The 14,323-nt window shown below is 73.7% G+C and carries 12 protein-coding genes; 7 read left to right on the top strand and 5 right to left on the bottom strand.

What is annotated here, in order from left to right:
• Positions 1-75: 75 nt before the first annotated feature.
• The 3 genes from ACWIX3_RS23605 to ACWIX3_RS23595 all read right to left on the bottom strand — a co-directional run bounded on the left by ACWIX3_RS23605 (position 76) and on the right by ACWIX3_RS23595 (position 2,802).
• Positions 76-849 carry a hypothetical protein gene (locus ACWIX3_RS23605; RefSeq protein WP_448609774.1) on the bottom strand — a complete coding sequence of 258 codons (774 nt, stop codon included), beginning with the start codon at positions 847-849 and terminating at the stop codon, positions 76-78.
• Positions 850-941: 92 nt separating this feature from the next.
• Positions 942-1,784 carry an amidohydrolase family protein gene (locus ACWIX3_RS23600; RefSeq protein ID WP_448609773.1) on the bottom strand — a complete coding sequence of 281 codons (843 nt, stop codon included), beginning with the start codon at positions 1,782-1,784 and terminating at the stop codon, positions 942-944.
• 1 nt (position 1,785) lies between these two features.
• Positions 1,786-2,802, bottom strand: coding sequence for an LLM class flavin-dependent oxidoreductase (locus ACWIX3_RS23595; protein WP_448609772.1), 1,017 nt, complete (start codon positions 2,800-2,802; stop codon positions 1,786-1,788).
• Positions 2,803-2,993: 191 nt separating this feature from the next.
• On the opposite strand from ACWIX3_RS23595, the gene ACWIX3_RS23590 reads away from it, so the two are divergent.
• The 6 genes from ACWIX3_RS23590 (at position 2,994) to ACWIX3_RS23565 (ending at position 8,820) form a co-directional block, all read left to right on the top strand.
• A complete protein-coding gene (locus ACWIX3_RS23590; protein ID WP_448609771.1) occupies positions 2,994-4,256 on the top strand; it encodes an ABC transporter substrate-binding protein in 1,263 nt (420 codons plus the stop codon).
• A 75-nt stretch (positions 4,257-4,331) separates the two neighbouring features.
• Complete coding sequence (locus tag ACWIX3_RS23585; RefSeq protein WP_448609770.1) at positions 4,332-5,192, top strand: branched-chain amino acid ABC transporter permease; 861 nt, start codon at positions 4,332-4,334, stop codon at positions 5,190-5,192.
• Positions 5,189-6,244: a branched-chain amino acid ABC transporter permease gene (locus tag ACWIX3_RS23580; protein ID WP_448609769.1), complete on the top strand. Its 1,056-nt coding sequence runs from the start codon at positions 5,189-5,191 to the stop codon at positions 6,242-6,244. The genes ACWIX3_RS23585 and ACWIX3_RS23580 overlap by 4 nt, the downstream gene beginning before the upstream one ends.
• Entirely contained in the window at positions 6,241-6,999 is a 759-nt protein-coding gene (locus ACWIX3_RS23575; protein ID WP_448609768.1) for an ABC transporter ATP-binding protein, read from the top strand. Before ACWIX3_RS23580 ends, ACWIX3_RS23575 begins: the two co-directional genes overlap by 4 nt.
• On the top strand, positions 6,996-7,760 hold the full coding sequence (locus tag ACWIX3_RS23570; RefSeq protein ID WP_448609767.1) for an ABC transporter ATP-binding protein: 765 nt from the start codon (positions 6,996-6,998) through the stop codon (positions 7,758-7,760). The genes ACWIX3_RS23575 and ACWIX3_RS23570 overlap by 4 nt, the downstream gene beginning before the upstream one ends.
• Before the next feature lie 61 nt (positions 7,761-7,821).
• A complete protein-coding gene (locus tag ACWIX3_RS23565) occupies positions 7,822-8,820 on the top strand; it encodes an LLM class flavin-dependent oxidoreductase (protein ID WP_448609766.1) in 999 nt (332 codons plus the stop codon).
• A 7-nt stretch (positions 8,821-8,827) separates the two neighbouring features.
• Here ACWIX3_RS23565 and ACWIX3_RS23560 read toward each other — a convergent pair whose 3' ends face one another.
• Together ACWIX3_RS23560 and ACWIX3_RS23555 are read right to left on the bottom strand one after the other, a co-directional pair.
• Positions 8,828-10,726, bottom strand: coding sequence for a helix-turn-helix domain-containing protein (locus tag ACWIX3_RS23560; protein ID WP_448609765.1), 1,899 nt, complete (start codon positions 10,724-10,726; stop codon positions 8,828-8,830).
• A gap of 86 nt (positions 10,727-10,812) precedes the next feature.
• The gene (locus ACWIX3_RS23555) at positions 10,813-12,780 is read right to left on the bottom strand and encodes an AMP-binding protein (RefSeq protein WP_448609764.1); all 1,968 of its coding nucleotides are present in this window, start codon (positions 12,778-12,780) and stop codon (positions 10,813-10,815) included.
• Between the two features lie 217 nt (positions 12,781-12,997).
• Here ACWIX3_RS23555 and ACWIX3_RS23550 point away from each other — a divergent pair, with 217 nt between their 5' ends.
• Positions 12,998-14,245 carry an LLM class flavin-dependent oxidoreductase gene (locus tag ACWIX3_RS23550; RefSeq protein WP_448609763.1) on the top strand — a complete coding sequence of 416 codons (1,248 nt, stop codon included), beginning with the start codon at positions 12,998-13,000 and terminating at the stop codon, positions 14,243-14,245.
• Positions 14,246-14,323 lie beyond the last annotated feature (78 nt).

The following is a 14,323-nucleotide window of genomic DNA, read 5'->3' as shown; positions in this document are numbered from 1 at the left end:
GCGCGGTCCCGGCGGCGGGTGCGGGGCCCGCCGCCGGGCCGCCGGTCACCGCCCTGCTGGAGGTCCGGACGCCGGTCAGCCCGCGGACAGCAGCACCACGCCGGCCGTCGCCGTGGCGAGCCCGGCCTGCTGACCGGCTCCCAGCCGCTCCCGCAGCAGCACGACCGCCAGCGCCACCGTCACCAGCGGCGACAGCGTCGCCAGCACCGACACGACACTCACCAGCCCGGCCGAGGACGCCGCGGCGAAGGCGGTGATCCCGCCCAGGATCAGCAACCCGTTGAGGGTCACCAGCGGCAGGGCCGACCACTCCAGCGTCAGCGGCGACCGCCGTGCGAGCGGCACGAGCACCACGGTGGCCAGGAGCGTCACCCGGCTGGCCAGCACCGCCCACATCCCGCCGCCCGCGTCGGCGCCCCCCGCGTCGACGGCCCCGGAGAACAGGCTCAGGAAGACGCCGTACAGCAGCGCCCACGCGGCCGCCAGCCCCAGGCCCAGCCGGCGCCTCCCGCCGGGCGGGTCCTGGCCCGAGCCCCCGGCCCGACCGGCCGCGACCATGACGACCCCGAGCAGCGCGAGGGGGATCCCGGTCAGCTGCCACGCCGCCGGCCGCTCGCCGAGGGCCAGCGCCACCACCACCGGGACGGCGCCCCCGGATGCGCCGATCGGGGCCATCACCGACAGCCGGAGGTGTCCGGCGCACTCGAACATGGCCAGGAGGGCCAGCCCGTTGGCCACCCCGGCCAGCAGCCCGAGGGCCAGCGCGCCGGCCGGCGGCGCGGGTGCGCCCAGCAGGGCGACGACCAGGCCCGCCCCGGCGACGGCGGACACCTGGCCGGTCGCCAGCACCGCCCCCGGGTGGTGCCGGCGGGCGAGGACCGGCCCCAGGTAGGCCGCCGTCCCGAACAGGACGGCGGTGAGCAGGCCGAGCAGGACCGCGGTCAGGCCGGCCAGTCCAGCCAGCGCAGCACGCTCCCGCCGAGGACCGCGTCGGCGTCCGGTCCCGGCAGGAAGTCCAGGTCCTCGCGGAACACGCGGACCAGGTCGGCGTAGGACCCGCGCAGCCGGGACAGGTCCGACCCCCAGAACAGCCGCTCCGGCCCGTACGCGTCCAAGAGGCGGCGCAGGTGCGGGTGCATCGCCGGCCAGGGGTAGGCCTCGGTGCTGTAGCACGGCAGCGCCGTCACCTTGACCGAGACGTTGGCCAGCCCGGCGAGGGCGGCCAGCTCCCCGATCTCCGGCGCGGCCGCCGCGTCGGTGGCCCGACCGGTCAGGCCGAGGTGGTCGACCGCCAGGCGGAGTCCCGGCCGGCGCCGCGCCAGGTCGCCGAGGGCGCCGAGCTGGCCGGAGGCCAGCAGCATGACCGGCACGTCCTCGGCCTCGGCGAACGCCCACAGCCACTCGGCCCCCGGGTCGTCCACGCGTCCGGCGTCCGCGGGCAGGAACACCAGTCGGACGTCCGCGACGACCGGGTCCCGCAGCAGCTCCCGCACCGGCCCCGGGTCGCCGGTGCGCAGGTCCACCCGCGCCATGACCCGGAAGGCCTCCGGGGCCGCGGTCGCGCAGGCCACGGCGTGGTCGTTGCGGTGGCCCTCGAAGAACGGCGGCACCAGGACGGCGCGGTCCACCCCGGCCGCCCGCATCTCGGCCAGCAGGGTGGGGCCGCTGATCGGCTCCTGCCGGTGCACGGCGCGCGCGCGTTCCGCGCCGCCGGGTGGCCAGGGCCGGTCCGGACCCTCCGGGAGCCAGACGTGCACCTGGGCGTCGACGACCGGGACGGGCACCTCAGAACTCCCGGACGGCGGGCAGGACCTCGGACGCGAGCAGGTCCAGGGACGACATGATCTTCTCGTGGGGCAGGCCGCCCATGTGCAGGAACAGCATCACCCGCTCGATGCCGAGCTCACGGATCTCCCGGAGCCGGGAGACCACGGTGTCGGGGCTGCCGAACAGCGCGCTGTCGCGCAGGTCGGCGTCGAGGTCGAAGGGGCTGCGCCCGCCGGGGTCGGCGCCGGTCCGCGCGCGCCGGAGCCGGTCGGCGTAGCCGAGGAAGTCCTCGTACGGTCTCCGTGCTTCCGCCCACGCCTGCTCGTCGGTGGGGGCCACGTGCGCGGCCCGGGCCAGGTACACCCGACCGCGGTCGAGCCCGGCGCCGACCCCGGCGAGGGCCTCGGCGTAGCGCTTCACCTGCCCGGCGGTGACGGTCAGGGAGGTGCCCTGGGGGAGCAGGACACCCCAGTCCTCCCTGGCGCACACGGCCAGGCCGTCCGGGCTGTCCGTGGCCACCCACAGCGGCGGGTGCGGCCGCTGCACCGGCCGGGGCTGGGGGTAGGCGTCCTCGAACGACCAGTACCGCCCCGTGTGGGAGACCGGGCCGTCGGCCGACCACACCCGGCGGAGCACCTCCAGCGCCTCGTCGAAGCGGTCGTGCTTCTCCGCGACGTCCACCCCGAACCCGCGGAACTCACCGGGCTGGTAGCCGCGGCCGATGCCCAGGTCGAGGCGGCCCCCGCTGAGCTGGTCCACGGTCGCGGCGGCCTCGGCCAACCGCAGGGGGTGGTGCAGCGGGAGGACGGAGACGGCCGTGCCGAGGCGTACCGAGCTGGTGCGGGCGGCCAGGTGCCCGAGCACCGTGAGGCTGTCGGAGACGATCCCGTGCCGGCTGAAGTGGTGCTCGGTCAGCCAGACGGAGTCGAAGCCGATCGCATCGGCGTGGCACGCCTGGGTGAGGGCCTGCTCGTACCGGTCGCGCTGGTCACTGCCCTCGGGCCACTGGATGGAGTGGAACAGGCCGATCTGCACGCGCTCTCCCTCCTGCGCAGGCGGCCCCGGTCCCGGGGGCGCCTGCGGGCATGCAACAGCACCGTGGACCGGGTGTGCTTGTGCCGGTCCACAAGCCGGGCCCGCGCGATCATGTGCGTCGGAACGAGATGCAGGTCATGTCCCCGCTCGTAGGGTTCGGCGCACCTTGTCGACGGCGAGAGGGAGGTCCCATGCGGGCGAGGGCCGGTCTGGTGGCGGGTGTGGCGCTCCTGGTGGCCGCGTGCGGCGGAACGGTGGCCGGGGGCGACAGCGGCGGCGGCGAGGGTGGCGGCGGGTCCACCGAGCCGCTCCGCATCGGCGTCATCACCGGGTTGACCGGCGCCTACGTGCAGCTCGGGGAGGAGCAGCGCAACGGCGCCGAGCTGGCCGTGGAGCAGCTCGGGGGCCGGATCGGCGACCGCCCGATCGAGCTCGTCGTCCGCGACGACCAGCTCAAGCCGGACGTCGCCCTGCGCGAGGCCCAGGCCCTCGTCCAGGAGGAGCAGGTCGACTTCCTCACCGGCTGCGTCTCGGCCGCGACCACGCTGGCCATGAACCAGATCGCCACGCAGGCCGGCGTCCCGTACCTCGGGGCCTGCCAGACCGAGCAGCTCAACCGGCCGCCGAACTTCGACGAGGAGCTCACCTACCACCTGGCGCCGGTGCCGTCCCAGACGACCAACGCAGCCGCCCCGTTCATCTGCAGCGAGCTCGGCCAGAGCGTCTTCCTGCTGCTGCCGGACTACGCGTTCGGCTACGAGCAGGAGGCCGGGTACAAGAGCGCGATCCCCGAGCAGCAGGGCTGCACGGTCGCCGGCACCGCGTTCTTCCCGCTGGGCACCACCGACTTCAACCCCTACATCCCGACGATCGAGGGCTCCGGCGCACAGGTCCTCGTGTTCGGCGGCGTCGGCCGCGACCAGGTCAGCTTCCTGCGCCAGGCCGCGCAGTTCGGGCTCACCGACCGGTTCCGCACCTTCTTCACCCTCGAGGACCTCAGCTTCGACCAGGAGCTGGGCTTCGACCTCATCGACGGCACGTGGGCCATGGCGGCCTTCTACTGGAACGTCGACGACGAGGGCGTGCAGGAGTACGTCGAGGCCTACCGGGAGGCCCACGGCAGCCCGCCGGGCGGCTACGGCGTCTACACCTACAACGCGGTCAACCTCATCGCCCAGATGGTCGAGGAGGGCAACGACACCCCCGAGTCCTTCCGCGAGGGGATGGAGGGCCTCGAGGTCTCGCTGGGTCAGGGCGACATGACCATCCGCGCGTGCGACCACCAGGCGCTCATGCCCATCTACATCCTCGAGGGCCTGGCGGCCGACGAGGCCGAGAGCAGGGGCGGGGACGCGCAGTTCGGCTACCGCGAGGTGGTCTCCACCGCGCCGGGCACCGAGGAGTTCGCGCCGACCTGCGACGAGGTCCGGACCGAGTTCCAGCGGGCCGGCTGAGCGGACCCCGCGGAGCCCCGGGCTCCGCGGGGTCACCGGCCGGCGCGGAGGGCACCTACTCGTGGAGGGGGTCGCATGGACCAGCTGATCTCCCAGTTGCTGCTGGGACTGGTCAGCGGCGCGCTGCTCGTGCTGCTCGCGCTCGGGTTGAACCTGATCTTCGGGCTGCTGGAGTTCATCAACTTCTCGCACGGCGCCCTGTACATGGTGGGCGCGTACCTGACCTCGTACCTCGCCACCATGACCGGCAACATCTGGCTGGCCCTGCTGGTGGTGCCCCTCGCGATGGCGGTGCTCGGCGCGGCCCTGGAGCGGACGATCATCCGGCCGATGTACGGGCGCGACCAGGTCGACGCGCTGCTGCTCACCTTCGGCCTGACCTACATCCTCATCGAGGGCGTGCGGCTGGTCGCGGGGTCGGGCGGCCGCCGGGTGCCCTCGCCCGGCCTGCTCGACTTCCAGGTCGACCTCGGCGTCGGCCGTCCCCTCCCGGCCTACCTGCTGTTCGTGGTCCTCGTCGTGGGGCTGGTCGTCGCCGGGCTGTGGCTGTTCCTGCAGCGCACCAACGTCGGGCTGATCGTGCGGGCCGGCATCCGCGACCACGTCATGATCCGGGCCCTGGGCGTGCGGTTCGACCGCTACCGGACGCTGGTCTTCGCCATCGGCGTGGCGGTGGCCGGCATCGCCGGTGTCCTCACCGGGCCGATCACCGGCGTGTACCCGGAGATGGGCGCGGACATCCTGATCCTCGCGTTCGTGGTCGTGGTCGTCGGCGGGATGGGCAGCTTCTGGGGCGCCGTCGTGGCCGGGCTGCTCATCGGCGTCCTCGTCTCGCTCACCACGCTCTACGCAAGCATCTACGCCGGGATCGTCCCGTTCGTCCTGATGATCCTCGTGATGACCTTCCGGCCGCGCGGCCTGCTGGGGGTGACATGACCGACCTGAGGACGACGTCGGCCTCCGACGGCACCCCGGCGGGGGCGGCCGCGGTGACGATCGCGCGGGCGCGCGGTGCCCGGCCGGCACGCTGGACGTGGGGGCAGCTGGTGCTGCTCGTGGGCCTCGCGGTGGTGGTCATGTTCACCGTGCCCAACCCCAGCCTGGCGATCGGGATGCTGGTCTACGGCCTGTGGGCGGCCGGGCTGAACCTGCTCGTCGGCTACGGGGGCCTGGTGTCCTTCGGCCACGCCCTGCCGTTCGCGTGGGGCGGGTACGCGGCGGGGCTGGTGCTGCTGCACGTGAGCACCAGCGCGTGGCTGGCTCTGCTGGTGGCGGCGGCGAGCATGGCGGTGCTCTCGCTGCTGGTCGGCGCGGTCTGCCTGCGGCGCACCGAGGTCTACTTCTCGATGCTGACGCTGGCCTTCGCCCAGCTCGGGTTCTTCATCGCGCTGCAGTGGGACAGCGTCACCCGCGGGGACGACGGCCTGTCCGGCATCCCCGTCTCGACGCTGTGGCTGCCCGGCACGAGCATCGAGCTCAACGCGCTGCGCGACCCCCTGACGTTCTTCGTGTTCACCGCCGTGGTCGTGGTGGTCGTCTTCGCGGCGCTGATCCTCTACACCGAGTCGCCGATGGGCCGGGTCCTGCAGGCGATCCGGGAGAACGAGGAGCGGGCCCGCGGCTGCGGCTACAACACCCGGCTGGTCCAGCTGGTCACCTTCGTCGTCGCCGGCACCGTCGCCGGGCTGGCCGGCGGCCTGTTCGCGATGCTCAACAACTTCGTCGGCCTCCAGCCGTACTGGCTGCTCTCCGGCGTCGTGCTGATCATGGTGATCCTCGGCGGCCGCTCGTCGCTGTTCGGCCCGTTCCTCGGTGCGGTCGTCTACCTGCTGCTGGAGAGCTCGCTGAGCCGGTCCTTCGCGTCGTGGCAGCTCATCGTCGGCGCGATCTTCGTGGTCTGCGTCCTGGCCTTCCCCCAGGGGCTGTGGGGGCTGGTGACCCAGACGCTGCCCGCGCTGGTGCGGCGGGGACGGAGGAGGGCGCGATGAGCCGGCCGGCGACCGACCTGGTCCTCGAGGCACAGGGGCTGGACCGCTCCTTCGGCGGCATCCACGCCGTCGACGACGTCTCGATCGAGGTGCCCGAGGGCAGCCTGCACGCCATCATCGGCCCCAACGGCTCCGGCAAGACGACCTTGTTCAACCTGATCACCGGGCACACCAGACCCACATCGGGTCGGGTGCGGTTCGCCGGGGAGGACATCACCGGTATGCCCTACTCGAAGGTGGCCCGCAAGGGGCTGGCGAAGTCCTACCAGATCACCACGGTGTTCCCGCTGCTCACCGTCTTCGAGAACGTGCGCATCGCGGCCCAGGCCGCCAGCCACTCGTACGTGTTCTGGCGCCCGGCCGACGGGATCAAGGCGGTGACCCGGCGCACCGAGGAGGTGCTCGAGCGGATCGGCCTGGCCGCCGACCGGGACGTCATCGCCAGCAACCTCTCCCACGGCGACCAGCGCCGGCTCGACCTCGCGATCGCGCTGGCCACCTCACCGCGGCTGCTGCTCCTGGACGAGCCCACGGCCGGGATGAGTCCCACGGAGACCGCCGCGACGGTGGAGCTGGTGCAGGAGCTGAACCGGGACGTGACCATCCTGATGATCGAGCACAAGATGGACGTGATCCTCACGATCGCCGACCGGATCACCGTGCTGCACCAGGGCAGGAAGCTCTTCGAGGGGACCCCGGACGAGGTCCGGAACCACCCCGAGGTCAAAGAGGTCTACCTGACGGGGAGCCGGTGAGCACCGCCCAGGGTGCGGGCCGCGCCGAGCGACAGGACTCCGCCGGCCCGGCCCTGCTGCAGGTCGAGGACCTGCAGTCCTACTACGGCCTCGCGCACGTGCTGCAGGGGGTCTCCCTCACGGTGCAGCCCGGGGAGCTGGTCGCCCTGCTGGGTCGCAACGGGGCCGGCAAGACGACCACGGTGAAGTCGATCATGGGTCTGGTCACGGTCCGCGGCGGGCACATCCGCTGCGAGGGCAGGGACTTCGTCGGCCTGCCCGCCGAGAGCGTCGCCCAGTTCGGCGTCGGCTACGTCCCCGAGGACCGCCGGATGTTCCCGGGGCTCACCGTGCGGGAGAACTTCCGCCTGGCCGCGCTGGGCTCCCGCCTGCCCAAGGCCGAGCAGCAGGCCGCCGTCGATCGCGTGCTGCAGGTCTTCCCCCAGCTGGAGGCCCACCTCGACCGCGACGCCTCCCGGCTGTCCGGGGGGCAGCAGCAGATGGTCGCCGTCGGCCGCGCGCTGATCTGCGGCCGCAAGCTGCTGCTCGTCGACGAGGTGACCCAGGGGCTGGCTCCCAACATCGCCGCCGACATGGGCGCCACCCTCCGCCGCATCGCCGACGAGGGGCACGGCGTGCTCCTCGTGGAGCAGAACAGCCAGATGGCGCTCGAGCTCGCCGACCGGGTGTACGTGCTCGACCAGGGGGTGGTCGTCCACTCGGGGGACGCCGCGGAGCTGCGCCGCGACCCCGGCTGGATGGAGCAGTACCTGCAGTTGTGAGTCGGAGCCGACCACCCGCGGGCGGACCGGTGCCCGTCCCGTGAGGAAGGACCCTGCCCGCATGCCCGAGACCGGCGTCGCGCTGCTCACCTTCGCTCCCGCGCGCACGGCGGAGTTCGTGGAGCTGGGGCGAGCGGCGGAGGACGCCGGCTACGCCGCCTGCTACACGACGGAGTCCCTGACCGACACGCTCTCCATCGACCTCGCCATCCTGCTGGGCACCAGCCGCATCCGGGTCGGCAGCTTCGTCACGATCAGCTACCTGCGGCACCCCGTCATCGCCGCCCAGATGGCGGTCACCGCCTCCGATCTCTCCGGTGGCCGCTTCGTGCTGGGCGTGGGGCTGGGGCACAAGGTCCGCCTGCAGGCCCTCGGTGTGCCGGTGGGCCGGCCGAGCGTCGACCTGCCGGGCTACGTCCGGGACGTCAAGGCCGTGCTGGAGGGCCGCGGCCGGGAGCGTTACCCCGACCTCCCGCCGCAGGAGTACCAGGGCGAGCTGCTCGACTTCCGCCGTCCCGAGCACCCGGTCCCCGTCTACACCGCCGCGGTGGGGCCGACGATGGCGGAGGCCGGTGCCACCGTGTCCGACGGCGTGATGGCCTGGCTCGTCCCGCGCTCGGCCATCGGCTCGCTCACCGCGGCCACCGCACGGGCGGGTCAGCGGACCGGCCGGTGCGCACCACCGGTCGAGGCGACCGTGCACGCCTTCGTCACCGACGACCTCCCGGCGGCGCGGGACGCCGCCCGGGCGTCGCTGGGGTACTGGGTGGGCCTGCCCAGCTACAACAGCGCACTGGTCCGCGCCGGGTACGAGCGCGAGGCGGAGGCGATCGCCACGGCTTTCCGCGCCGGTGACCAGGCCGGCCTGCGCGCCGCGATCTCCGACCGCCTCGTCGACGAGTACTGCCTGGTCGGCCCACCCGGCCGGTGCCGGGAGCAGCTCGCCGCCTGGGACGGCACCGACGTCGCGACCGTCGCGATCGTGCCGCACCCGGTCCGGCCGGGTGAGGGCTACGTCGCGGGGGTGCGCCGCACCATCGCGGACCTGGCGCCCCGCTGACCGGGGCTCAGTCGGTGTGGTCACCCAGGACGGCCTCGACCATCAGCGCCAGCTGCAGGTGCAGCAGCGCCTGCGGGTCGCTGAGGTCCAGGTCCAGCAGCTCCTCGATCCGCCGCAGCCGGTAGGCCACCGTGTTGGGGTGCACGTGCAGCGCCTTGGCCGTGACCGACACGTTGCACTTGCGGGACATGTAGCTGTCCAGCGTGGCCCGCAGGCTGGTCTGGTGCTGCCGGTCGTAGGCGTGCACGGTGCCGAGCATCGACTCGGCGAAGGACTGCAGTTCCCGCGGTCGCTTGACCTGGAGCAGCAGCCGGTAGGCGCCGATCGTGTCCAGCGACACCACCCGGTCACTCCGGTCGGAGTGCTGCACCAGGTCCAGGACCCCGCAGGTCAGCCGGTAGGCGTCCCCGTACTCCCGCACCTCGGCGCACGTCGGCCCCACGCTGATGGTCGCGGTCCAGCCGCTGGCGTAGGCCTGGATCTCCCGGCGGACGTGCTCGGCGAAGTCCTTCGCCGAGCGGTTGTGCTCGCCGTCGTGCCACAGCACCACGACGTGGTCGCTGCGCGTGGCGGTGAGGGTCGCACCGCCCCAGGCGGCGCCGCTGCGCTGGACCAGCGACAGCAGCGCCCGCTGGGCGTGGGCCTCCCGGTCCTCGGCGCTGCCGCCGGACGTGCCCGGCGCGGGGTCGCGCCGGATCACCAGCACGGTGTGCGGCCGGGAGAGGTCCGCGCCGAGCTGGCGGGCCCGGGCGTGCAGCGCCTCGGAGGACTGGTTGTCGGTGTCGAAGAGGTCGTCCAGGAAGTCGCGGGAGAGCCGCCACTCCACCTCCTGGGCGGTCCGCTCCTTGAGCAGAGCCATGGCCACGACGGCGGCGGCACGGGTCAGCGCCTGCCGCTGGGGTGGGCCGAAGGGCCGGTGCGGGTGGAGCGCCCAGAGGTGGCCGACGGCCTCCTCGTCGAGGACGACGGGGACGACGAGCCCCTCCGCGCCGGCCTCGCCGGGAACGGTGACCGCCTCGAGGTCCACCTCCTCGCCGACCCGCGCCCGGGCCTGCTGGTACGCGGCGGCGACCCGGCGGGTACCGGCACCGGGCCGGCCGTCGCCGCAGGCCGAGGCGAGCAGCCGCCCGCCGGCGTCGTCGATGGCGATGCCGCACTGCAGTCGCGTGGCCAGGGACTCGGCGATGGCCGCCAGCCCGCCTCCGCGCAGGACCACCCGCAGCAGCTCGCGGTGGTGCTCGTCGGCCTGGCGGTGCGCATCAAGCTCCCCGGTCACCGCGGCCGTCTCCGCGGCCAGGCGGTCGGCCCGCTGGTGGGTCTCCGCCAGGCGGCGCGTGGTCTCGATGGCCAGCCCCGCCTGGTTGGCCATGCTCTCCATCAGGATGATCTCGCGCGCGGAGAAGTCGTGTCGCTCCGCCGTGTAGCAGTTGACCAGCCCGAACGGGACCTGCCCCACGACCAGCGGGACGGCGAGCAGCGACGAGTAGCCCTGCTGGGCCGCGACGGTCTCCCACGACCGGGACGGCGCGTCCGCGGTGATGTCCAGGACCGTGGTGGGCCGCTGCGCGCGGAACGCGCGGCTGGAGGGGCCCTCACCGGTGTCGCCCGCGCGGACGAGGATCGGGGTCCGGGCGTTGATGGCGTCGATGTACTGCCGGGAGAGCCCGTAGGAGCCCTGGATGATCAGCGCCTGGCGCTCGGGGTCCGCGACGAAGACGGCGCAGAAGTCGTAGCCGGTCAGCCGGGCCGTCGTCCCGGCGATCAAATCCAGGAGCTCGTCGAGCGGCGCGGCGCGGTTGGCCGCCCGGGTGATCTCGGCGATGGCGTCCAGCCAGGAGCTCAGCTCGGCTGCAGCGGGCTCCCCGACGAGGAGCGCGTCGGCGTCGGCGAGCGGGGCGTGCACCACGACGGCTCCCTCCTCGACGGCGCTGTGTCCCAGGTCACGCCACTCTACGGACACGGCGACCCGCCGTTGCGGCTTTCGGGCACCCCTCACCCCGAGGAGGCGACGTCCGTGCGCGGCCACCGCTCCAGGACGCCGGCGTCGTCCAGCGACGAGAGGTCCCCCGGCGACACCCCCAGGTAGGAGGCGCGGGCGACCCGGCGCAGGATCTTCCCGTTGCGGGTCTTGGGCAACGCCGGGACGACGTGCACCGCGCGTGGGGCCATCGCCCTGCCCAGGGCCGCCGCGAGCACCTGCTGCAGACCCGGGACGGCGGTGGCGGGGTCGGTCCCGGCGTGCAGGACGACGAAGCAGACGAGCGCCTCGCCCTTCACGTCGTCCGGGACCCCGACGGCCGCGGCCTCGACGACGCGGTCGTCGGCGACCAGCAGCGACTCCACCTCCGCGGGGCCGAGCCGCTTGCCCGCGACCTTGATCGTGTCGTCCGACCGGCCCAGCAGGTACCAGTAGCCGTCCCCGTCGACGTAGGCGAGGTCGCCGTGGTGCCACGTGCCGGGGAAGCGCCGCCAGTACGCCTCGAGGTAGCGCTCGTCGTCGTGCCAGAAGCCCTTGGTCATGCCCGGCCACACCGAGCGGACGACGAGCTCGCCGATCTCGCCGCGGACCGGCCGGCCCTGCTCGTCGACGACGTCCGCGCGGACCCCGGGGGTGGGACCGGCGAACGAGGCCGGCTTCGTCGGCAGGAACGTCGACCCGCACAGCAGCGAGCCGCCGATCTCCGTGCCGCCGGAGATGTTCACGACGGGCGCGCGGTCCTTGCCCACGTGCCGGGCGCACCAGCGCCACGGCTCGACGTTCCACGGTTCCCCGGTCGACCCGATCGCCCGCAGGTCCGGCAGGTCGTGCCGGTCGGGCCAGGAGTCCCCGTGCGCCATGAGGGCGCGGACCACGGTGGGGGAGATGCCCAGCACCGTGGTGCCGCTGCGCTCGGCCACCGCCCAGAGCCGGTCGGGCTCCGGCCAGTCCGGCACGCCCTCGAAGAAGACGGCCGTCCCGCCGTTGCCCAGCGCCGCCGCGATGACGAAGGAGCCCATCACCCAGCCCATGTCGGTCAGCCACAGCATCGCGGCCGTCTCCTCGACCCCCATCGCGTGCCGGGCCTCCAGCGCGACCTTGAACGGCAGGCCGGCGTGGGTGTGCACGCAGCCCTTGGGGCGGCCGGTGCTGCCCGAGGTGTAGAGCAGCAGGCACGGTGCGTCCGCGGCCATGGGCTCCGCGCGCTCCACCGGCGCGGCCGCGGCGCAGGCGTCGTGCCACCAGACGTCGCGGCCGGGGGTCATCGCGACCTCGGCGCCCAGCCGGCGGACCACGAGGACGGTCCGCAGCGCCGGCAGGTCCCGGACGGCCTCGTCGGCGACCTGCTTGAGCGCCACCGGCCGCCCGCGCCGGGGGAAGGCGTCGCAGGTGACCAGCACCGTGGCCCCGGAGTCCTCCAGCCGGGCGCGCACCGCCGCGGCGCCGTAGCCGCTGAACATCGGCACGACCACCGCGCCGATCTTCGCGCCGCCCAGCACGGTGGTGATGGCCTCGGGGACCATCGGCAGCAGCAGCGCCACCACGTCGCCCTCCCCGACGCCGGCGGCGCGCAGGGCACCGGCGGCCGCGTCGACCTCGCCCTTGAGCTCGGCGTAGGTGAGGGTCCGGGTGGCGCCGTCGTCCCCCTCCCACCAGACGGCGCGGGACGAGCCGCGGCCCTCGCGCACCCAGCGGTCGACCGCGAAGTCCGCCCAGTTGAGCTGCCCCCCGACGAAGAACCGCGGGTGCTCGATCCCCTCCGACAGGTCGAGGACGGCGTCGTAGGGGCGCATCCAGGGGATGCCGAGGTCCGCCATCCCCGCGGCCCAGTACCACTCGGGGTCCTCCGCCGCCCGCGCGAGGAACGTCCGGGCGTCGGAGATGCCGTGCCGAGCGGCCATCCGGCCGGCCGGCGAGGTGGCGAAGGCCTCCGGGGGAGGGGTCCAGGCCACGGTCAGGCCCTCGAGCTCGTCGATGGACACGGCGCCTCCCACCCGGTGGTGCGGACCCCCGGGCGGCGCCCGGGCGCGGCCAGTATCGAGCCGGACGAGCGCCGACCGGCTTGTGCGCGGACACAAGGGAACCGCCCGGACACTGTCGGGATCCCGCATGTCAGACCGGGCTGTCCTCCGTAGCGTCCCTGCTCGAGGCGGGGTGAGGTACCCCGCAGTCGCAGGACGACAGCGGAGGCCGGCAGCCATGGTGAAGGTGATCCTGCAGCTCTACCCCCAGGTGGCCGGGACCCGCGAGGAACGGGTCCAGCAGCGCCCCCTCGGCCGCGACCCCGAGCGGTACCAGGCCCTCATCCGGGAGATGCCGACGATCGTCCGGGCGGCCGACGAGCTGGGCCTGTGGGGCATCTCCTCCATCGAGCACCACTTCCACAGCGAGGGCTACGAGGTCGGGCCCAACCCGGGACTGCTCGACGCCTACTGGGCGGCGATCACCTCGCGCATCCGCGTCGGCCAGCTCGGCTACACCATGAGCGCGCAGAACCCGTTCCGGGTGGCCGAGGACGTCGCGGTCATCGACCACCTCTCCGGCGGCCGGTCGTTCTGCGGCTTCTCCCGCGGCTACCAGGCGCGCTGGACCAACATCCTCGGCCAGCACCTGGGCACGCGCGCGACGCTCTCGCCGTCGGGCAACCAGGAGAAGATGGCGGAGCTCGACGAGGCCGCGCAGGCCGCCCGGATCTCCGACGACCAGATCAACCGCGAGATCTTCGAGGAGAACGTCGAGCTCGTCCTGCAGTCCTGGACGCAGGAGAGCGTCGAGGCCAAGGGCCGCTGGCAGGTGCCCTACCCCTACGACGAGGGCGTCGAGTGGACGATGACGGCGACCCGCGAGCTCGGCGCGCCGGGGGAGATGGACGAGCACGACCGGATCCGCCGGGTCAGCGTCGTCCCGAGCCCGCTGCAGAAGCCCTACCCGCCCGTCTTCGTGTCCAGCAACGCGAGCAAGGAGACGATCGAGTACTGCGGCCCCCGCGGCTTCATCCCGACCTACTTCTCCAAGATCGAACGGGCGGCCGAGTTCGGCGCGGCCTACGTCGACGCCGCCGCCGGCGCCGGGCGGACGTACGCGCTCGGCCAGAACCAGGCCCTCGTGCGGTGGGGCCAGATGGCCGAGACCGAGGACGAGGCCCGCCGCATGGTGGCCGAGTACGACGTCGACATCTTCCGGGACCTCTACGCCGGCACCACGCCGATGAAGTTCGACCCGGCCTCGCCGGTGGACTCCGTGGTCAACTCCGGGCTGTGGGTCGTGGGCACCCCCGAGCAGGTCCGCGACCAGTACGTGGAGCTGTGGCGCCAGCTGCCCGCCGAGTACGTGGTGCTCATCTACCACTGGGCGCAGCAGCCGGCCGAGAGCGTGGTCCGGCAACTGGAGCTCTTCATGGAGCACGTGAAGCCGGCGCTCGACGAGATGACCCCCTACGAGGGCTGACGTGGACCCGGCCGGCGCGTCGCGCGAGCTCTCCGCCACGTCCCGAGGGGGAGACCCCTCGCCCGTGTCCCACGGCTG

This window comes from Geodermatophilus sp. URMC 60, from assembly GCF_053502585.1.
This window is presented reverse-complemented; position numbering and strand designations above follow the sequence as displayed.

Bases quoted from the DNA above. Each gene is read 5' to 3' on its own strand.
- ACWIX3_RS23585 (WP_448609770.1), top strand. From the start codon at position 4,332: ATGGACCAGCTGATCTCCCAGTTGCTGCTGGGACTGGTCAGCGGCGCG.
- ACWIX3_RS23550 (WP_448609763.1), top strand. From the start codon at position 12,998: ATGGTGAAGGTGATCCTGCAGCTCTACCCCCAGGTGGCCGGGACCCGC.
- ACWIX3_RS23590 (WP_448609771.1), top strand. From the start codon at position 2,994: ATGCGGGCGAGGGCCGGTCTGGTGGCGGGTGTGGCGCTCCTGGTGGCC.
- ACWIX3_RS23580 (WP_448609769.1), top strand. From the start codon at position 5,189: ATGACCGACCTGAGGACGACGTCGGCCTCCGACGGCACCCCGGCGGGG.
- ACWIX3_RS23565 (WP_448609766.1), top strand. From the start codon at position 7,822: ATGCCCGAGACCGGCGTCGCGCTGCTCACCTTCGCTCCCGCGCGCACG.
- ACWIX3_RS23575 (WP_448609768.1), top strand. From the start codon at position 6,241: ATGAGCCGGCCGGCGACCGACCTGGTCCTCGAGGCACAGGGGCTGGAC.